Annotated in this window: 14 protein-coding genes; 8 read left to right on the top strand and 6 right to left on the bottom strand. The window is 73.2% G+C overall.

Annotation, left to right across the window (positions count from 1 at the left end; translation table 11 throughout):
- Window positions 1–182: 182 nt before the first annotated feature.
- From AB0M43_RS07085 to AB0M43_RS07075, 3 genes are all read left to right on the top strand, one after another.
- A complete protein-coding gene (locus tag AB0M43_RS07085; RefSeq protein WP_363721905.1) occupies window positions 183–2213 on the top strand; it encodes a hypothetical protein in 2031 nt (676 codons plus the stop codon).
- Window positions 2214–2274: 61 nt separating this feature from the next.
- Window positions 2275–3255, top strand: coding sequence for an NAD-dependent epimerase/dehydratase family protein (locus AB0M43_RS07080; protein WP_363721903.1), 981 nt, complete (start codon window positions 2275–2277; stop codon window positions 3253–3255).
- Between the two features lie 48 nt (window positions 3256–3303).
- Entirely contained in the window at window positions 3304–3987 is a 684-nt protein-coding gene (locus tag AB0M43_RS07075; RefSeq protein WP_363721901.1) for a PhzF family phenazine biosynthesis protein, read from the top strand.
- A 46-nt stretch (window positions 3988–4033) separates the two neighbouring features.
- Here AB0M43_RS07075 and AB0M43_RS07070 read toward each other — a convergent pair whose 3' ends face one another.
- Window positions 4034–4528 carry a DinB family protein gene (locus tag AB0M43_RS07070; RefSeq protein ID WP_363721899.1) on the bottom strand — a complete coding sequence of 165 codons (495 nt, stop codon included), beginning with the start codon at window positions 4526–4528 and terminating at the stop codon, window positions 4034–4036.
- A 174-nt stretch (window positions 4529–4702) separates the two neighbouring features.
- On the opposite strand from AB0M43_RS07070, the gene AB0M43_RS07065 reads away from it, so the two are divergent.
- Window positions 4703–6361, top strand: a complete 1659-nt coding sequence (locus AB0M43_RS07065; protein ID WP_363721897.1) for an extracellular solute-binding protein — start codon at window positions 4703–4705, stop codon at window positions 6359–6361.
- Window positions 6362–6386: 25 nt separating this feature from the next.
- Here the strand turns inward: AB0M43_RS07065 and AB0M43_RS07060 are convergent, their stop codons facing one another.
- On the bottom strand, window positions 6387–6734 hold the full coding sequence (locus AB0M43_RS07060) for a DUF4440 domain-containing protein (protein WP_363721895.1): 348 nt from the start codon (window positions 6732–6734) through the stop codon (window positions 6387–6389).
- A 327-nt stretch (window positions 6735–7061) separates the two neighbouring features.
- Between AB0M43_RS07060 and lanKC the strand changes: the two genes are divergently transcribed.
- Together lanKC and AB0M43_RS07050 are read left to right on the top strand one after the other, a co-directional pair.
- On the top strand, window positions 7062–9752 hold the full coding sequence (gene lanKC, locus AB0M43_RS07055; protein ID WP_363721894.1) for a class III lanthionine synthetase LanKC: 2691 nt from the start codon (window positions 7062–7064) through the stop codon (window positions 9750–9752).
- Window positions 9749–10987 (top strand): MFS transporter, encoded by a 1239-nt coding sequence (locus AB0M43_RS07050; protein ID WP_363721892.1) that lies wholly within the window; start codon window positions 9749–9751, stop codon window positions 10985–10987. The genes lanKC and AB0M43_RS07050 overlap by 4 nt, the downstream gene beginning before the upstream one ends.
- 18 nt (window positions 10988–11005) lie before the next feature.
- Here the strand turns inward: AB0M43_RS07050 and AB0M43_RS07045 are convergent, their stop codons facing one another.
- From AB0M43_RS07045 to AB0M43_RS07030, 4 genes are all read right to left on the bottom strand, one after another.
- Window positions 11006–11542 (bottom strand): hypothetical protein, encoded by a 537-nt coding sequence (locus AB0M43_RS07045; RefSeq protein ID WP_363721890.1) that lies wholly within the window; start codon window positions 11540–11542, stop codon window positions 11006–11008.
- Window positions 11543–11674: 132 nt separating this feature from the next.
- The gene (locus tag AB0M43_RS07040; RefSeq protein WP_363721888.1) at window positions 11675–14665 is read right to left on the bottom strand and encodes a PPC domain-containing protein; all 2991 of its coding nucleotides are present in this window, start codon (window positions 14663–14665) and stop codon (window positions 11675–11677) included.
- A 209-nt stretch (window positions 14666–14874) separates the two neighbouring features.
- Window positions 14875–15924 carry a methyltransferase gene (locus tag AB0M43_RS07035; RefSeq protein WP_363721887.1) on the bottom strand — a complete coding sequence of 350 codons (1050 nt, stop codon included), beginning with the start codon at window positions 15922–15924 and terminating at the stop codon, window positions 14875–14877.
- Between the two features lie 140 nt (window positions 15925–16064).
- Window positions 16065–16733 carry a TetR/AcrR family transcriptional regulator C-terminal domain-containing protein gene (locus AB0M43_RS07030; RefSeq protein WP_363721885.1) on the bottom strand — a complete coding sequence of 223 codons (669 nt, stop codon included), beginning with the start codon at window positions 16731–16733 and terminating at the stop codon, window positions 16065–16067.
- 155 nt (window positions 16734–16888) lie between these two features.
- On the opposite strand from AB0M43_RS07030, the gene AB0M43_RS07025 reads away from it, so the two are divergent.
- Together AB0M43_RS07025 and AB0M43_RS07020 are read left to right on the top strand one after the other, a co-directional pair.
- Window positions 16889–18787: a ricin-type beta-trefoil lectin domain protein gene (locus tag AB0M43_RS07025; RefSeq protein ID WP_363721884.1), complete on the top strand. Its 1899-nt coding sequence runs from the start codon at window positions 16889–16891 to the stop codon at window positions 18785–18787.
- Between the two features lie 304 nt (window positions 18788–19091).
- On the top strand, window positions 19092–19700 hold the full coding sequence (locus AB0M43_RS07020; RefSeq protein ID WP_363721883.1) for a carbonic anhydrase family protein: 609 nt from the start codon (window positions 19092–19094) through the stop codon (window positions 19698–19700).
- The last annotated feature ends 19 nt before the right edge of the window (window positions 19701–19719 follow it).

Raw genomic sequence — 19719 nt, 5'->3', positions numbered from 1 at the left:
CACTGGCATCCCACGTGCCACCCAGGTCCGCCCGGGAACGGAACAGGGATGCGGCACGGCGGGTCGGGAGCACCGCGCGGCGGTGACGCGCGGTCGACCCTGCCCCTTCGGGCACGCACCCTGCCCGCTCGGCCGTATCCGCCGCCCTTCCGGCCCCCACCGGGTGGGCGCACACTCACACCGTGCCCGACCTGGACCGAGACCACCCGGCCGAGCCGGGGCCGCCCGCGCGGCGCCCCGCGGCCGATGCCGCGCGGACCGGCCCGGCGGTCGGACCGCTGTCGGCGGGCGGGATGCTGTCGATGCAGCGGGCGGCCGGCAACGCCGCGACGGCCGCCGCGCTCGACGTGCAGCGGTGGACGAACTCGGTGCTGTCCTTCAAGTCCAACGCGGAGCTGGTCCGGGCGGCGTTGGACGACGACGACGCCGGCGCGGCCAAACAGATCAACGACGTGAAGGGGGTGCCGGTCCCGGACATCCTCAAGCTGATCGACCTGCTCAACCGGAAGGGCTCCACCTGGGGCCGGGACGTCATGGCGATGCTGCTGTTCTGGGAGTCGGTCGGCCCGGACCTGATCACGGTGGCCAACGCCGACGGCGGCGCGCGGTGGAAACTCAGCGTCGCGAAGGTGCCCACCCTGACGAGCGACCTGCCGGCCATCGCGGCACTCAAGACGGCGTTCCCCAAGGATGTCCTGGCCCTGGCGCAGAGCACCCTGGCCGACAACCGGACGTTCGTGGTCAAGGAGATGGGCGCGCTCGGCATCTCCACCGACCCGACGGTGACCGGCGCGCAGCTCACCACGGGCCAGCACGACCGGATGCGGGACCTGCAGGACGCGGCGGCCGTGATCGCCCGACTGCAGGCCGCCCAGGAGCACGCCCGCACCCTCAACGTCGGCTGGCGGCTGGAGAACCTCGACGGCGCGCCGCCGCCCGCCTCCCTGGGCGGCACGGAGGGCGCCGGGTACGTTCCGCCGTCGACGGGCGCCACCCGGATGTACGTGCCGGTGACGTTCGATCCGTTCGCCAAGCCCGAGCTGGACCAGGCGCCCGTCGACGCCCCGCTGATACCGGTCGTCGGCCGCAACAGTGTCGTGCCGTACGCGCAGGTCAACACCCTCTACGCCACGGCTACGAGCTTCACGGAGCTCTTCCTGGAGAAGTACCCGGAGGTCTACGCGATCACCCGGGACGGCAAGAGCGCGTCCACGGCCGCGTTCGCCCAGCAGAAGGACATGGTGGCCGCCCGGGACCAGATCGGCGTCGGCATGCACAAGCTGATCGGCGACATCGAGGGCGCGCAGACCAAGCTCGGCGAGGACCTGGACCCGCTGGACCTGGTGCCGCTGCACGCCCGGATGACCGGCAGCGGCCTCAAACCGGCGGGCGGCACCATCGCCTGGAACGAGCCGGTCGCCGCCCTGGCCGCCAAGGAGGTGGTCGGCGACCACGACTTCCAGCGCGCGCTCCGGTCGATGGCGATCGACGTGGCGGCCAACGCGCTGTTCATGGTCGCGCCGCTGACCGGTGCGGGCGCGATGCTGGTCATGCTCGCCGGCATCGGGGTACTCGGCGCGAAGGCGAAGTTCAGCGCCGACCGGGCGGCGGCGCTGACCCAGGCGGCGGGCACCGCCGCCGCACCCGGGACGGCCCTGGTCGACGCCGGCACCGTGGACATGGCGACCAAGCAGGCCGAGGCCGACAAGGTCGCGGTCGAACTCGCCGTGCTCCAGGCCGGCGTGGACGCGGCCGTGGGCAGCGCGGTGCAGAGCGGCACCCGGGTCGCGGAGCTGGAGGGCCAACTGAGCGGCAAGCTCGCCAACCCGCTGCTGCACGAGGGGCCGAACACGCACGCGTACATCGACGCGACCGGGCCCCGGGTCCGGGCCTACGAGAGCGAGACGATCCAGGTCCTCGGGGAGGAACACGGCTGCCACAGCTGCGGGAAGCGCGACGCCGGGAAGTACGGCACGTGGATCGGCGACCACCAGCCGCCCACCGGGCTGGTCCGGCGCGGCATCGTCAACGGTCAGCAGATCCTGGTGCCGCACTGCGAGTCCTGCTCGGGCCTGCAGTCCGTCCTGGTCCGCGAGATCACGGAACTGTGGAGCGCCCTGCAGGTGGCCCGGGGCCGCCCCGCCCCGCCCGGCGTCCTCCCGCCGGTCGTCGTGCCCCCGACCGCCCCGACCGGAGGGCGCGACGGCGGCTAGGCGCGGTCCGTGGCCATCGCCGCCCAGCTCGGACCGGGGTCCGACCGTCTAGGATCGCGGCATGCGCATCTTGATCATGGGTGGGACGAAGTTCGTCGGCCGGCACCTGGCGACCACGGCGATCGCCGCGGGCCACGACGTGACGCTGCTGAACCGGGGGAAGTCCGGCGGTGACCTGTTCGGTGACTCCGTGCGGCCGCTGCTCGCCGACCGCGACGACCCCGACGCGCTCACCGCGGCCCTCGCGGACGGCGAGTGGGACGTCACCATCGACGTCTGCGCGTATGTGCCAGGTCAGGTCACCGCGCTCGCCGACGCGCTCGGGGGCCGGGGCGGCCAGCTCGCCTTCGTCTCGACCAGCTCCGTGTACGACCCCGAGGGCCCCGGCTTCACCGAGGACAGCCGCCTCCTCGAACTCGACGGCCCGGTTCCGACCGAGTCGACCCCGGCCACCTACGGCGGGCTGAAGGTGTTGTGCGAGCGGGTCGCGCTGGACCGGTTCGGCCCGGCGACGCTGATCGTCCGGCCGACGTACGTGGTCGGCCCGTGGGACCACCACGGCACCCTCGACTACTGGGCGCACCGGGTGGCGCGCGGCGGCGAGGTCCTCGCGCCCGGTGACCCCGACGCCCCGATGCAGATCATCGACGCCCGCGACATCGCCGACTTCACCCTGGCCGGCGTCGCGACGGGGCTCGCCGGGACGTTCCACCTGGTCGGCGACTCGGGCACCGCGACCTTCCGGGAACTGCTCGACGCCGTCCGGGACGCGGTCGGCCCGCCGGGAACGACGTTCACCTGGGTCGACGACGCGTTCCTGCTGGCGGAGGGCGACCGGTTGCCCCTCTGGTCGGCGGGCGACCCGAGCGAGGACCTGATCAGCACGGCCGACCCGCGCGCCTCCCTGGCCGCCGGCCTGACCGTGCGGAGCGTCGCGACGAGCGCGCGCGACGTCCTGGACAGCCCGGCGACGGGCATGTCGGCGGACCGCGAAGCGGAACTGCTGACCCGCTGGCACGCCCGGGCCGACCTGGCCGGGTGACCGTCGCCCTCCAGGGACAGAACCGGCCCCCGCCGCTAGGGTGCCCCAATGAAGATCTTGGTGGTCCGCGCGTTCACCGGTGACGGGGGCGCGTACGGCAACGGCGTGCGGGTGGTCCTCGCGAGCGGCGCCCTCCCCGACGCCGCGACCCGGCAGGCGTTCGCGGGCGCGGCGGTCGAGCCGGCCTCGGTGTTCGTCGCCCCCGACCTGCGCACGGTGCGGATCCACAACCGCACGGTGGAGCGGCGGTTCATCGGTCACGGACTGCTGGGGGCCGCGGCCGCCCTGTGTTCCCTGGGGCATGATCCGCGGACGTTCACCGTGCCGGCCGGCGACGTGCGGCTCTGGCTCGACGGGGACGGCACGCACTGGCTGCACGCACCGTCGGAGTGGTCGCCGAACGACCGGCACCGCCAGCTCGCGACGGCCGGGGAGGTCGCCGCGCTGACCGGTCCGCCGCCGGACGAACCGGTCCAGGTCTGGGCGTGGTCGGACGAGGCGGCCGGCCTGGTGCGGGCCCGGCAGTTCAAGCCCAGCCTGGGCATCCCGGAGGACGAGGCCTGCGGCTCGGCCTCGATGGTGCTGGCCCGCGCACTGGGACGCGACCTGACGGTGCTGCACGGCCGTGGCTCCCGGATCCATGTCCGACCCCGGGACCAGGGCGTCGACCTCGGCGGAACCTGTGTCGTCGACGCGGTCCTGGAGTCGGCCGCGTTGCCGGGCGACTCCTGAGGAAGCCCCCGGCCGCACCGTCCTGCCACCGTGGAATCGGCGGCGGTCACCCCATGGACTTCGCGCCGTCCAGCGACTCCCGGATGATGTCCGCGTGCCCCGCGTGCTGCGAGGTCTCCGCCAGGATGTGCACCAGCACCCGCCGCGCCGACCACCGCGCCCCCGGCTCGAACCACGGGGCCGCCGGCAACGGCTGGTCCGCGTCGAGGTCCGGCAGCGTCGCGATCAGCTCGTCGGTGCGGGCCGCGACCAGCGCGTACTCCGCGAGCAGTTCTTCGAGGGTTTCGGTCTCCAGCATCGTGTGCTGCGCCTCCCAGGCCGCCCAGTCGCCCCCGGTGTCGAACGCGGCCGGCCCGGTGAGGATGAAGTCCGCCCAGGCCCGCTCGGTGGCGGTGACGTGCTTGATCAGCCCGCCCAGGTGCAGGGCGCTGACCGTGGTGCGCTTGCGGGCGTCGGCGTCGGCGAGCTCCCGGGTGGTGTTGCGCAGGAAGAAGCGGTGCTTGCCCAGGGTCTCCAGCAGGTCGGTGCGCTCGCGGTTCATGGCCTGTCCTCCAAGTGTGGTCCGTTCCTTGCTCCGCCTCCCAGCCTAGAGGCCATTCAGGCCACTTTCAGACCTAAATTCCGGAGCCTCCGACGGGTACGGGTCACCCAGCTGGATCGTGCCCTGACGGCCGACATTTCTTCTGGAATACCCTAATTTTGGTACTATCCATGTGTGGTCGCGGCTGCGATTGTTGCCCTGTCCGCCGGCGATTGGGTGGGCCTGGCGGGCGTGCTCGTGGCGGCGGCCGGCATCGCGGTCCCCTTCGTCTGGACCCTCACGCGGAGGCGCCGGCAGTCCGACCAGGCCCAGTCCGACCAGGCCAGGGACGTGCACGCGTGGTGGGAGCGCAGTCCCCGACCCCATGAGGCCGATCGGGCCGAGGCCGTGGTCGACAACGACTCCCGGTCGCCGGTGTTCCACGCCAACATCACCGTGAGCAGCGTGCGCGGCGGCTGGCGGCAGAAGTACGACTGGCCCACGGTGCCGCCGAAGTCCCGGGTGCGGTTCAGCGTCCCGGCGGAGGCGGAGGCGCAGGCCGGGGCCGGGGCGCCCACCGAGCTGCGGTCCGGCGACCACGAGGTGCGGCTGCTGTTCAAGGACGCCCAGAACAGGTTCTGGCTGCGTGAGGAGGGCCACCTCGAACGGCTCAATCCGGAGCTGCTGCTCTGGGCGGAGCCCCGGCGCGCCGAGATGATCCGCCGCCAGCTGGAACGCGACTTCACCGGCCTGTACGGCATCACCGTCCGCTACGGCACCGGAGGCGCCCGCACCGGTTACCAGGAGACCGTCACCGAGCTGCTCGACCGGTTCGAACGCGCGGCCAGGGGCGGGACCTGCCCCGACGTGCTCCTCGGCCCGCACGATTGGGTGGGTCGGCTCGCCGGCCGGGGACTCATCGAACCGCTCACCCTCAGCGAACGGCAACGGGCCGCGTTCTCCCCGGACGCGCTGGCGGCGATGACGTACCAGGGTCAGCTCTACGGCGTGCCCTCCACCCTGGACACCGTGGCCCTGATCCGCAACACCGACCTGGCACCCGAGGCGCCGGCCACCGTCGAGGAACTGGTCGCGCACGGCCGTGCGCTGCGGGCCGACCGGGCGGACTTCCGGATCCTCGCCCTCCAGGTCGGCGAGGAGGGCGACGCCTACCACGCGTGGCCGCTGCTCTCCAGCGCCGGACTCGACCTGTTCGGCCGGCACGGCGACGGCTCCTGGGACCCGGGGGTGGTCCTCCCCGGCGCCCCGGAGGCGTTGGCGGCACTGCGCGGCCTGGGCGACAAGGGCGAACAGGTACTCCGCCAGGACGTCGGCGACGACACCGCGATGCGGCTGTTCCTGGACCGGAGGACGGCGTTCCTGGTCAGCGCCTCCCGCGCGCTCGTGGACATCGCGGCCGTGAACGACACGCTGCCCGCCGGGGGCCGGCTCCCGTTCGCGGTGTCGCCGGTGCCGGGCTTCGCCGGTGGCCGCCCGGGGGTCCCGATGGTGTCGGCGTACGGCTTCTACGTGCACAGCGCCGCCCCGAACAAGGCGCTGGCCCGCGACCTGGTCGGCGACTACCTGGCCCGGCTCGACGTGGCCGAGAGCATCGCGGGGCTCCAGTCGCGGCCGTCCGCGCTGATGGCGGCCCAGGACCTCGCAGGGCTGGGGGAGCCGGTCCTGGCGTACACCCGGGAGTGCGGTCGCGGGGACCTGATGCCGTCGTACCCGTACATGAAGGAGGTCTGGTCCGCGCTTGGGGAGGCCGAGCGCAGGGTGATCGGGGGCGCGGACCCGGCCCGGACCGCGCAGTCCCTGGTCCGCGCGGTCACGGGTCACGTCCACGGCTGACCCTCAACGGGTCCGACGCCGGGGGCTACGGCAGTGGCCACACGCACGCGTGGAAGCAGCGCCAGCCCTCGGCCGTGCGCCGGTAGGTGTCGACATACCGGTTGTACTTCCCCGGCCGCAGGAAGCTGCGCGCCGACACCACGGCCACGTCCCCGGCCACGTGGACCACCACCTGGTCGATGTCGATGGTCGGCAGCGGGGCGGCCGTCAGGTCCGCGATGTAGCGCGGCATGTCCCACAGCTCACCGGTCCGCCCGTCGAGGTAGCGGAAGTCGGCGGTGAGCACCGGCTCCAGGATCTCCCACCGGGCCTCGCGGAACGCCTCGATGAACTGGTCGTTGAGCTGCGTCAGGGTCGCGATGTCATCATCCATAGTGGTCATTCTGGCACCCGTGCAAGAGCGCCCCCTTCGATGGGTATCGGCGTTCCTGAGTGGACTCTGAGTGGTTTCCCAGTGCCGCCTGCGACGCTCTGCCGACCGGAGGTTCCTCCGGTGTCCACCGAACGAGAGTAGGCATTCCCATGTCGAAGATCCTGAAGCTCCAGAAGAGCGTCCTGCCCGCCGCCTCCGCCATCGCGATCAGCGTGTCGTCCTGCGACTCGAACAGCTGCCACGGCTAGTCGGCCCCGGTGTCCCGGCGGCCCACGGCCGCCGGGACACCACCCTCCGCCGGCACTTCGACGAGGAAGGCAACAGGCTGTGTATCCCTGGGAGACCGTGGTCCACTACGCGAGTTACGACCCCCGCTGGTTCGAGACGTCCGACCGGTACCTGCCCTCCGACGAGCACCTGGCGGTATACCGGTCCGTCTCCCCGGGCACGTGGCGACTGCGGCGGCGCGGCCTGTGGTTCATCTCCGACCCGCCCGGGGTCGCGATGCCCCGGCAGGGCTGGAAGCTGCACGTGTCCGCCCTGGCCGACGAGAGCGTCGACGTGCTGCGGGCCGCCCTGCCCGTGCTGGTCGGGCACGCGGTGCCGTACAAGTTCCTCCTGGACCGGCACGCCGTCGAGGTGACCTCGGGGAAGGTGTTCCCCCGCACCGCGAGCGGGAAGTTCATCACCGTGTACCCGGTCGACGACGACCACTTCCACGCGGTGGGCGAGGCGCTGGCCTCCGCGCTCAAGGGCCGGACCGGCCCCTACATCCTGTCCGACCGGCGCTGGCCCGGCTCCACGGCCGTCTACTACCGGTACGGCGGCTTCGTCGGGGTCTCGCGGCTGCGGCCCGACGGGGCCCGCGACCTCATGATCAGTACACCGGACGGCGCGCTGACCCCCGACGTGCGCTCCCCGTTCTGGGACCCGCCGGCCTGGGTCACCGACCCGCACCCGCCGGAGGAGGCCACCGACGACGGCGACCTGATCGGCGGGCGCTACGAGGTGCTGGAGGCCCTGAGCCTCGGCAACCGGGGCGGCGTGTACGCCGCGACCGACCACCGGACCGGCGGCCGGGTGGTGCTGAAGGAGGCCCGGCCCGGCGTCCTCGTCGGCAGACCCGGCAGATCCGCGATCGAGGTACTGGAGAAGGAACACCGGCTCCTCGTCGAGCTGGCCGACACCGGCCGGTTCGCCCGACCCGTGGAACTGTTCACCGAGTGGGAACACGTCTTCGGAGTCCAGGAACGCCTCGACGCCATACCCTTCGGCGCGTTCACGATCGCCCGGAACCCGGTCGTCACCCTCGACCTGCGCCCCGAGGCGCTCCGTGACCACTTCCGGATGATGCGCGGCCTGTGGCGCCGGATCGCCGAGGCCGTCGACGCCGCCCACGACCGGGGCATCCTGCTCGGGGACCTGTCGCACACCAACATCCTGGTCGCCCCGGACGGCACCGACCTGTGGGTGATCGACCTGGAGACCGCCGTCCGCGACGGCGAGGACCCGCACCTCGACATCCACACCCCCGGCCTGGCCGGCCCGCGCCGGATGCGGACCCGCAGATACGACCGCGACAATGACTGGTACGCGCTCGGCGCCCTGATCCTCGGTTCCGTGTTCGTCGTCTACAACGTGACCGGCCTGCACGCGCCCACCTTCGACCGCTATCTCACCGCCCTCACCGCGGACCTCGGCCTGCCCGCCGAACTCGCGGAGCTGGTCACCCTCCTGTGCGCCGAGGACGGCGCGCCCCCGCCCGCGGAGATCCTGCGGCTCCTCGACGCGCTCCCGTTCGACGACCCGGCCGGGTGGACCGGCCCCGTGCCGCTGGCCCTGCCGGCCACGGACCTCGCCGACCCCGGACCGACCGACGCCGAACTCGGCGAGGTGATCGACGGCGTGCTGCGCTACGTCGAGGCCACGGCCACCCCGCACCGGCAGGACCGGCTGTTCCCCGCCGACCTGTTCGTCTTCGAGTCCCACCCGGCCTCGGTCGCCTACGGGGCCGCCGGCGTCCTGTACGGGCTGGAACGGCTCGGGGCCACGGTCCCCGCGCGCCTGGTCGGCTGGCTGCTGGCCCGCGACACCGGCCCGGACTCCTGCCCGCCCGGCCTGTACACCGGGCAGGCCGGCATCGCCTGGGTCCTCGACGCGCTGGGCCGCCCCGAAGCGGCCCGGGCGCTGATGGCACAGGCCCGCGAGCACCCCCTGCGGTACGCGAACCCGGGCATCGTGTCCGGGGCGGCCGGCTACGGACTGGCCTGCGTGCACCTGTCCCGCAGACTCGACGACGACCAGCTGCTCGCCGACGCCGTGCGCGCGGGCGAGGCCCTGGCCGCCACGGCGGTCCACGACGACCGGGGCGCCCACTGGCCCGACGGGGAGCACACGCCCGTGGGCTACGGGCACGGTGCCAGCGGCGTGGCCCTGTTCCTGCTCAGCCTGTACCGGGCGACGGGGGACGGGACCTGGTACCGGCTCGGCCGGGCCGCGCTGGACTTCGACCTGGCCCAGCGGGTCCCGTTCGGCAACGCGCTGCTGCTCTTCCCCCGGTACGTGGAGGAGCCCGAGGAGGGCCGGGTGCTGCGGTCCTACTGGGACGAGGGCACCGCGGGCGTGCTCACCACGGCCCTGCGCTACCTGGCCGTGCACCCCGATCCCGAACTGGAGGCCCTGGTCCGGGCGCTGCTCGCGGACACCTGCCGCAAGTACAGCGTGTTCCCGCAGCTGTTCCACGGCCTGGCCGGCCTCGGCAACGTCCTGCTCGACGCCGGGGAGATCCTCGGCGAGGACCGGTGGTTCGCCGAGGCGCGCCGGACCGCCGCCGGGGTGCTGCTGGCCCGGGTCGACCGCCCCGAGGGCATCGTCTTCCCCGGGGAGCAGGCGATCCGGGAGAGCGTGGACCTCGCGACCGGCTCGATCGGCGTGGCACTGTTCCTGGACCGGCTGCGCCGGGCCGTGCCCGGGGGCCGGACGAACTTCAACTTCGTCGTCGACGGGCTGCTGCCGTGAGGCTCCCGGGGACACGCGGGTTCGCGCTGGTCGGGGCGCACCGGAACTTCCGGCTGCTGTGGATCGGGCAGTTCACCTCGGGGCTGGGCAGCTCCATGACCTTCCTGGCCGTGCCCCTGCTCGCGGTCGCGGCGACCGGATCGGCGGTCCAGGCCGGACTGCTCGGCACCCTGAGCTTCCTGACCACCTGGCTCGTGGCGATCCCCACCGGAATGCTGGCCGACCGGTGCGAGGCCCGCCGGCTCATGCTCGCCTGCGACGCGGTGCGCCTGGGCGCCGTGGCCGTCCTGGCCGCCGCCGCGATCGCGGGGAGCACGCCGTTGTGGCTGCTGGCGGCGGTCGTCGTCGTGGACGGTGCGGCGGCGATGGCCTTCAACCCGGCGGCGACCAAGCTGCTGCGGGCCGTCGTGCCCGACGGGGCGCTGCCGGAGGCGGTCTCGGCGAACCAGGCCCGGGGGTACGCCGCCGGGCTCGCCGGGCCGCCGCTGGGCGGGCTGCTGTTCCACGCCGGCCGGTCGCTGCCGTTCCTGGCCGACGTCGCGTCGTACCTGGTGTCGTTGTGGTGCGTGTGGCGGCTGCCGGCCGGCCCGGCACCGGAGCCCACCGGCGGCCGGAGGAGCCTGCTGTCCGGGGTGGGCACCGGGTTCGCCGTCCTGTGGCGCACCCCGTTCCTGCGCGCGACCGCCGGGTACTCCGTCGGCGCGAACGTCGCCGTCTCCATGCTGTTGTTCGTCCTGCTGCTGCGCCCCGGAGCCGCCGTGGGCCCCGCCACCACGGGCGTCGTGCTCAGCCTCGCCACGGTCGGCGGCCTGCTCGGCTCCCTGTGCGCCCCCGCCGCGCACCGACGCCTCGGTCTGCGGCCGTTACTGCTGGTGGTGGCCCTGTCCCGGCTGGTGGTCGCGTCCGTGGCCGCGTTCCTGGGCGGGCCGGTCTGGCTGGGCGCGGCGCTGTTCCTGGTGCTGTTCCTCGGCCCGGTCGCCGGGGCCGCCATCACCACCACCCAGCTGCGGGTGGTCCCCGACGGGGTGTACGGCCGCACGAGCGGCACGATGTCGTTCCTGTCGGGCACCCTGCAACCACTCGCCCCGTTCGCGGCCGGCGCGCTGATCCAGCTGTCCGGACCCGGCGCGGCCCTCGTACCCGTCGCCGTGTTGTTCGGGTTGGGGGCGGTCACGGTCGCCCTGGCCCGTGGTCTCGCGGTCGCGCCGGCCGGGGTGCCCGCTCCCGTGGCGTGACGCCCCCGGTCGGCCGCCTCACCGACCCGGTGGCGTCGCGGCGGCCTTCCCGGGGGATCGCACGCTGCCCGCGACCGCCGCGCTGACCGCCGTCATCGCGCCGCAGAGGACCGCCAGCCCGACGACGGCACCGTTGCTCTTCTCGAAACCGAGGACGAACCTCAGCTGGGTACTCAACGGGGTGCCCCACAGCAGCGGCGCCGTCACGAAGACCGCCACCACGTACAGCGAACACAGGGCGCACAGGGTCCACGCGCCGGCGATCCTGCGGGCGAAGGTGAACCCCGCCGGGACCGCCAGCAGCGCCGCGCCGAGGACGCCGCCGACCACGTTGACCACGGCCACGCTGGACCAGACCCCGTCCGGCCCGCTGGCGTGGACGACGTTGTAGAGCGCGAAACAGACGAACAGGCCGGCGGTGAGCAGCGCCAGGACGCCCGCGACCACCGCCGCCACGCCGTTCGCCCTCGCCCTGGGCCGCGCCGCCAGCGGAAGCCCGCCCGCCCTCGGCGGCTGACCGTACGGGGAGAACCCCGGCGGTGGATCCGGTTGCATCCGCACTCCTCGCTCGTCGGCGCCACGAACCTACCGCCCATCATGGTCCGTGCACGCAAACCGGCCCGGCGCACCCGCCCGGGCCGGCGACGACGGCCGCCGGGTGACACTGCCACCCGGCGGCCCGCCCGCCTACCGCACCGTGACCGTCGCCCGGCCCGTGGCCGCCCCCGACGGGTCGATCACCAGGGTGTACACGCCGGCCACCGGCACCGTGACGGCACCGAGGTTCGCGGTCGCGCCGCTGGCCGTCTTCGTCGCCAGGATCGAGCCGTCCGGCGCGCGGAGGGTGTAGACCGTGCTCGCGCCGAAGTTCGCGGCGGCGGAGCTGACGGTCACGACCTGCCCGGCGGTGGCCGTGAACGTCACGGTGCCCCGCTGGCCGGGTGCGTCGACCGTCGCGACCACGCCCGGTCCGCCGACCGTCGCGGCGGTGACGGTGTCGGCGGGCAGGACGTACGCCTGGACGGCCATCGTCCCGGTGTAGTCCGCCGCCGGGTCCACGACCACCGTGTACGTGCCGGTGGCGGTCAGGAGCACCGGTTCGAAGAAGCACGACGTCCCGCAGTTGACGGTCGCGCCGACGATCTCGTTGGCCGGCCCGCGCAGGGTCGCCGTGGCGGCCTTCGAGGTGCCGAAGCCGGCCGCCGTGAGCTTCACCGAGACCCGGTCACCGGCGGTGGCGGCGAACTCCACGGACCCGTTGCCGCCGGGTACCGCGAGGGTCAGGTTCGCGGTCGTGCCGTTCGGCGCGACGGTGGCCTTCTGGTCGGTGATGTCGTACACCTGGGCGGTGATGGCGCCGGTCACGGCCACCTCCGGGTCGACCGCGACCGTGTACGTGCCGGTGGCCGGCAACGCGAACGTGTCGAAGAAGCAGGTCGCGCCGCAGGAGATGTTCTGCGCCTGGCTGGTGCCGTCGGGGCGGCGGACGACGACGGTCGCGTCGTGGCTGCCGTACGTGCCGCCCGACAGCCGGACGGACACCCGCTGCCCGGCGGTGCCGGGGAACGTCACCGCCGCGTTGCGCCCCGGCACGGTCGTGGTCACCGTGACCGCGGCCCCGCCCGGGGTGGTGGCCGCCGCGACGTCCGCGCCGACGTCGTGCACCCGGACGTCGATCGCGCCGGTCACGGCGTTCTCCGGGTCGACCAGCACCGTGTACGTGCCGGCGGTCGGCAGCGCGACGGTGTCCAGGAAGCAGGTCGCGCCGCAGCTCACGTTCGAGCTGATCTTGCCGCCGTCGGGGCGGCGCAGGGTCACGGTCGCGTCGGTCGCGCCGAACGTGCCGCCCGAGAACTGCACGGCGACCCGCTGGCCGGCGGTGGCGGGGAACGACAGCACCGCGTTGCGGCCCGGCCGGTCCAGCACGACGAGTACGGCCGGGCCGCCGGGTGTGACCGGGGCGGTCAGGTCGGTCGTGTCCGACACCAGCACGGTCTGGGTGCCGCGGCTGGTCTCCTGCGGGTCGATCTCGACCGTGTACTGCCCGGTGGCCGGCAGCGCGAACGAGTCGATCAGGCACTGCTCGTAGCAGGAGGTCGAGGCCGCGAGGGTGCCATTGGGCTGCTTGACCCGCAGGTAGGAGTAGCCGGGGAACGTCGAGCCGGTACCGGTGAGGGAGACCCGCTGGCCGGCGGTACCCGTGAAGGTGCCCTCCGGGTTGTGGCCCGGCCGGTCGACGGTGAACGTGGTCGGCGTGCCGACCGTCAACGGCACGGGGGTGGTGGTGATGTCGTAGCCCCGCACGGTCACCGGCCCGAGTCGGCCCCGGAGGGGGACCACCGTGAGGGTGTACCCGCCGTCGAACTGGAGGGGGCCGGTGACGGCCAGGCAGTCCGGTTGGAAGTCGTACGTCGGCGCGGAGCACGTCGCCACGACGCCGCCGGGGCCGGACAGCACCAGGCTGTGGATCGGGCCGGACCCGGTCCGCTCGACCCAGAAGGACGCCCGCCGCCCGGCGGGAACCGTGACGCTGAACGTCGCCGCCGTCTCCGGCGCGAGGATCGTCGAGGAGGTGGGGGTGCCGTCGAGGGGGAGCGGCGTCGCCGGCTGGGCCAGGATGTCGAAGAGCTGGATGTCCATGGCCCCGCCGTCGCCGCCCCGGAAGTCCACGACCAGCGTGTAGGTGCCGGTCCGCGGCAGGACCACGGGGTCGATCTCGCAGATGGCGGCCCCGACGAAGCAGTCCCGCCACCAGCCCACCGACTGGCCCGTCGGGTCGAGGACCGTGAACCGGAAGTAGTTCGTCGCGGTGTGGCCCGTGATCAGGGCCGCGAACGACTGCGCGGTGCGGCCCTCGAACGGCAGCGCGAAGTTCTGCCCGAACCCGGACGTCGCGACGGCCACCGCGGGCCCGTAGGTCAACGGTGTGGCCAGGTCTTCCGGCACCTCGTACACCCGCACGGTCACGGTGCCGGGGTTCACCCCCTTTGGCTCGATCCGCACCACGTGGGTGCCGTCTCCCACCACCTGGGCGGGGCAGAACGACGGCAGCTGGTACTCCTCGCGGCACGCCCAGACGGACCCGTTCGGGAGCTGGACCTCGGACACGCTGCCGCCGACCGAGGCGTCGTCGATCCGCACGGCGAGCCGCTTGCCGGCGACACCGGTGAAGGCCACTTCCACCGCCTGCCCCGGCACGGTCGTGGTGACCGGTACGGCCGGCCCGGCGATCTCGGCGGTGGCCGTCGCGGTCGGGGAGCTGAGTACCCGCAACGTGATCCCGGCGGGCAGCTGGTAGGTGTATGTGCCCGTCCGGTACACGCCGTCGGTGTGCACCTGGAACGTACCGACCAGGCACGCGGCCACCGAGCAGGACTTCGACGGGGCCAACGCGGCGCCGGCGGAGTCCTCGATGAACATCGTCTTCCACGTGGGCTCGACCGAGTTCGATGCGACGACGCTGATCCACTGACCGGCGGTGGCGGTGAAGGTGACCCCCACCCGCTGGCCGGCCCCCGTGGAGGCGACGGTCACGGCGGGTCCGTCGACGGCGGCGGGGAGGAACAGCTCAGGGTTCGCGGCCGCCGCGGCGGGGGCCACGCCGACCGTCAGCGCGAACGCCAGGCCGGCGGCGACCCCGGCGGCGGCGCGCCAGGCTCGGGAGAGGATGGGGGACACGTGGGCTCCTTCGCGGACGACGGGGGCGTCAACCCACGCCGGTCGGCATCGACCCCCGACGAAGCCGACGTCTGTCCACAGTGGCAGTACGGTCCGGCCCGGGCATGTCCGGTGTTTACCCGACACGCGCGCGTGCCCGACGCGCTCGATCGCCGGACGAGCGGGACTCGTCCGGCGATCAGGGATCCGGCGACCGGTGGCCGCCCGGGCTAGCGCCGCGTGCCGGTGATCACCACATCCCCGAGCCCGCCGACGACCAGTCGACCGGTCGGCTCGAAGCCGGCCTCGGTGAACCAGTCCTCGTACTCGGCGCAGGTGTAGACCATGCCCTCGCCGGAGGCGACGGTGAGGAAGTACGCCGACAGGGCGGCGGCCAGGTCCGGGCCGGTCAGGTCGTCGTCCGCGCCCGGCGTGACCACGAAGATCCCGGCGCCGGGAGCCACCGCGCGGGCGGCCTTGGCGATCAGTTCCTTGTTCCGCTCGATCGACCAGATCTCCAGGAAGTGCCCGAAGAGCACGGCGTCGCAGCCGGTCGGGAACTCGTCGTTGAACGCGTCCAGGCCGATCGCACGGACCCGGTCGGACAGGCCGAGCTCGGCGAGCGTCTTGTTGGCCCGCTCGGCGACGGTCGGCAGGTCCACGATGGTGATCCGCAGGTGCGGCCAGCGCTGGGCCAGGTGGCTGGCGTTGATCGCCGTGCCGCCGCCGATGTCGAGCAGGTGGGTGTAGCCCGACAGGTCGAGGTGCTGCTGGAGCTCCTCGGCCACCAGGCGGCTCACCGAGCCCATCATGTTGTGGAAGGTCTTCTCCAGCTTGCTGTCCAGGGCCAGCCGGCCGTACAGGGTCGGCGAGTCGCCGGGGATGGCCTCCCGGAGGCCGACGTTGGTGTTCTCCTTCAGCGACTCGTAGAACCAGGCCATCGGCCGGTAGTTGACGTGCTGCTCCCACGGCACGAACGCCGCGGGCACGTCCTCCAGGCTGCCGGCCAGCGGCGCGGCGACCTCGGTGTTGTAGAACCGCTGCCCGTCCTTGCGGACCAGGCCGGCCGAGGCGCAACCGAGCAGCAGGATCCGGGCCGGCTGGTTCTCGATGCCCAGCCGGTCGGCGATCTCCTCGCGGGTCAGGCCCGGCTCCTTGCCCAGAAGTGCGAACAGGCCGAACTCGCAGGCCGCGCTCAGGTACTGGAAACGGTAGTGGGCGTAGAACAGCTCCCGGAGGGGATCAACCTGGCTGGTACGTACGTCAGTGCTCGCAGTCAAGGCAAACTCCTCGTCCAACGTGGATGTTGCAAGGAGTCTCGCGGGGATCCCGGCGGGGGACATCACGTGTTTGAGGTGTATCCCGCCGCGATCGGCGCCCGGTCGGGGGCGGGGTCGCGGACGCGTGGGAGCGGGATCCGCTACGGGGTGCGCAGGAGGCGTTCGAGGCCGTTGAGCGTCAGGTCGAGGCCGAAGGTGAAGTCGATGACCCCGTCGTACTCCCCGGCCATGACCTGGGTGGCCATCTCGACGATGTGGGGGTAGCTGCCGGGCGGGAGCTGGGGCAGGTAGGTCGCGGCGGCTTCGGCGTACTGGTCCGGATCGAAGGGGGAGTTGAGTTTCTGGAGGGTGAACCCGTAGATATGGCTGTCCATGGCGTTGGCGGCGTGGTCGGCCTGCGCGACGGTGAAGCCCGCCCGGCGCAGGCTGGCGAGGGTGGAGTCCACGTAGTTCAGCATGGCGGGCCCGACGGTGGGGCGGGACATGAGCAGCGCGCAGGCCCACGGGTGCCGGAGCAGCACCTGGTGCGCGGCGATCCCGCGTCTGCGCATGGCCGCCCGCCAGTCCTCGTCCGGGGCCGGCAGGGCGATCTCGGCGACGACCAGGTCGACGATGCCGTCGAGGATCGCGTCCTTGTTGGCGACGTGCTTGTACAGCGACATCGCCTCGACGCCGAGTTCCTGGCCGAGTCCGCGCATCGTCAGCCCGTGGGTGCCCCCGGCGTCGGCCAGGGCCAGCGCGGCGCGGAGCACCCGCTCGACGCTCAACGGCTCGCGTGCGGCCGGGGTCGTGGGGGTCTGCGAACTCACCTCGGTTCGGTCCTCTCGATCTTCGACTGCGGAGCTTGACATCATCCCAGACCGGCACTAGCTTACGGCGTAAGCCGCCAGGCTTACAGCGTAAGCCTGGCGTCGCGGATGGTGCCCGCGAACGTCGAATCACGGACAAAAGAGGCAGGTACTCAGTGCGAAAGTCATTCACCCGGTGGGCCTGGGCGGCGGCGGGACTCCTCGCCGTGTCCCCGGTCGCCGTCGCGGGGCCCGGAGCCCCCGCGCACGCGACGCCCGGCGCGGCCCCGTCGATCGTGCTCTCCGCGATGCAGCGCGACCTGGGACTCACCGCCGCCCAGGCCGAGGCCCGGATCGTCGACGAGGAGCGCGCCGGTCAGACTGACAAGCGGCTCCGGACCAGCCTCGGCGGGGCCTACGCCGGCACCTGGCTGTCGGCCGACGCGACCGTCACACACGTCGCGGTCACCACCCAGGAGGCCGCCGACCTGGTCCGCGACGCGGGGGCCGAACCCACCGTCGTGACCTACAGCGCCGCCGACCTGCGCGGCGTCCAGGAGACCCTCGACAAGGAGCTGGGCTCCGCCGGGCTGCCGGTCGTCGTGACGTTCGTGGACGTGGCTGCCAACCGGGTCGCCGTGCGCGCCCGGCCCAAGCTCGTCGCGGACATCCGGGCCGTGGCGCTCGCCAGCGGGATCCCCGCCGGAGCCGTGTCCGTGGTCGGCACCACCGACTCCCCGACCCCGACGGCCGACATCGTCGGGGGCAGCCGGTACGACCTGCCGGGCTACTTCTGCTCGTCCGGGTTCGCCGTCGACAACGGCGGCTTCGTCACCGCCGGGCACTGCGGGGTCCAGGGGGCGAACACCAGCTCGCCGTCCGGTACGTTCCAGGGCTCGCGGTTCCCGGGCGACGACTACGCCTGGGTGGCCACCCCCGGTCGCACCCCCCAGCCGTGGGTCAGCGACCACGCCGGCGGGTACATGACGGTGCGCGGCTCGGCGGAGGCCCCGGTCGGCGCCTCGGTCTGCCGGTCGGGGGCCGCGTCCGGGCTGCGCTGCGGCGTGATCACGGCCTGGAACACCACGGTCACGTACACCACCGGGGAGACCGTCTACGGCATGATCAGCGCGAACGTGTGCTCCGCGAAGGGCGACTCCGGCGGCGCGCTGATCTCCGGCTTCCAGGCCCAGGGCGTCAACTCCGGCGGCAACGGGGACTGCAACTCGGGGGGCTACAGCTTCTACCAGCCGGTGAACGAGATCCTCGCCGCGTACGGGCTCACCCTCACCGTCGAGAACTACGTCCCCCCGGTCGTCACCGACCACGCCCCGAGGGGCATCCTCGAGGCCGTCACCGCGCAGAACGGCGGGCTGCGGGTCGAGGGCTGGGCCGCCGACGAGGACCTGGCCCCGCGCACCACCCCGACCCACGTCGACCTCTCCGTGGACGGCGCCGCCCGGCCCCGGCTGCTCGCGAACCAGAACCGGCCGGACGTCGGCGTGCTCCTCGGCTCCAGCTACGGCCCCAACCACGGCTTCTCCACCTACTACTCGCTGGCCAACGGCCCGCACACCGTCTGCGCCTGGGCCCACAACCACCGGCCGAACGGCGCCCCCAACGAGCAGCCGGCGACCGCCCTGGGCTGCCGCACCGTCACCGTCGGCGGCGGCCCCCCGGCCCAGACCAGCGGGCCGATCTCCAGCGTCTACTCCACTCTGTGCCTCGACGTGACCGGTGGCGTCGACGCCACCGGCACCCGGGTCCAGCTCTACACCTGCAACGGCACCCCCGCGCAGAACTGGAAGGTGGCCTCCGACGGCACCCTGCGGGTCTACGGCGGCAAGTGCCTGGACATCGTCGACTACGGCACCGCCAACAGCGCGCCCTTCCAGATCTGGGACTGCCACGCCGGCGTGAACCAGGTGTGGCAGACCCGGCCCGGCGGGGTGCTCTACAACGCGAACTCCGGCAGGTGCATGGACAACATCGGGTACGGCACGACCAACGGTTCCCCGGTGGGGCTGTGGGACTGCAACGGAGCGTCCAACCAGCAGTGGCGCCTGCCGAGCTAGTCGTCAGGGTGGGCGCCCCGGTTCCCCGGGGCGCCCGCTCGCGTCGGGGTGCCCGGAGGCGGGCCGTCGGCAGGTCGGGCCGTCGGCAGGTCGGGCCGCCGGGTGGTCGGGTTTTCGCCGGCAACCGCCGGACGCGCGTGTCCGGGATGTGCTGGAATCGTCCGGGTGAGCGGTCCACTGTCCACGGCGCCGGACGGCCCCGCCGACAGGGAACGCGAGCGACAGTCGAGATCGAGAACCTGTCCGCACCGGTACCCATGGGAAGAAGTTCCCGTCATGCCGGCGGACACCGGAGGGAGCCGCCGTGCCAGGTCAGCAGCAGTCGCCGGTCGATCTCGTGTCCGCGGACGCGATCGGGGTCTCCCCGGCGGGCGGGCGGGTGACCGTCGACTGGAGATCCGGCGACCAGGAGTTCACGGTCAGGAGGAAGTCGAGCGGCTACCGGTTCAAGCCCCATGAGGGCGGACAGACGGTGCTCCTCGAATCGAGGGAGTACGGGCTCGCCGAGGTGCACTTCCACCTGCCCAGCGAACACTGGATCGACGGCGCGAGCTTCGACGCGGAGCTGCACGCGGTGCACGTCCGCGCGGAGGACGGCGTCCGGCGGTGCGCCGTCAGCGTCCTGCTGAACCTGGCCGGGGGCGCCCACGAGCACGCGGAGCCGACCCCGCCGACCTCGTTCGACCTGGGTGCCCTGCTGCCACCGGACCGCGCCTTCTACCGGTACGAGGGCTCGCTCACCACCCCGGACTACGGCGAGCGGGTCAGCTGGATCGTCATGCGGGACCCGGTGGCCGTGACGGATCCCCAGCTGAGGCGCTTCATCCTCGACGGCGCCGACGAGGCCCGCGACCCGTATCCGCTCGACCGCCGGTTCGTCCTCGCCGATCACTGCGCCCCCCGGCCGGTCTGACGCGGCCCAGGCGGAGCCG

The organism is Longispora sp. NPDC051575 (genome assembly GCF_040681875.1).
GTDB lineage: Bacteria > Actinomycetota > Actinomycetes > Mycobacteriales > Micromonosporaceae > Longispora.
This window is presented reverse-complemented; position numbering and strand designations above follow the sequence as displayed.

Coding starts and splice junctions, on each gene's coding strand:
- AB0M43_RS07080 (WP_363721903.1), top strand. CDS start 2,275: ATGCGCATCTTGATCATGGGTGGGACGAAGTTCGTCGGCCGGCACCTG.
- AB0M43_RS07075 (WP_363721901.1), top strand. CDS start 3,304: ATGAAGATCTTGGTGGTCCGCGCGTTCACCGGTGACGGGGGCGCGTAC.
- AB0M43_RS07070 (WP_363721899.1), bottom strand. CDS start 4,528: ATGAACCGCGAGCGCACCGACCTGCTGGAGACCCTGGGCAAGCACCGC.
- AB0M43_RS07060 (WP_363721895.1), bottom strand. CDS start 6,734: ATGGATGATGACATCGCGACCCTGACGCAGCTCAACGACCAGTTCATC.
- AB0M43_RS07045 (WP_363721890.1), bottom strand. CDS start 11,542: ATGCAACCGGATCCACCGCCGGGGTTCTCCCCGTACGGTCAGCCGCCG.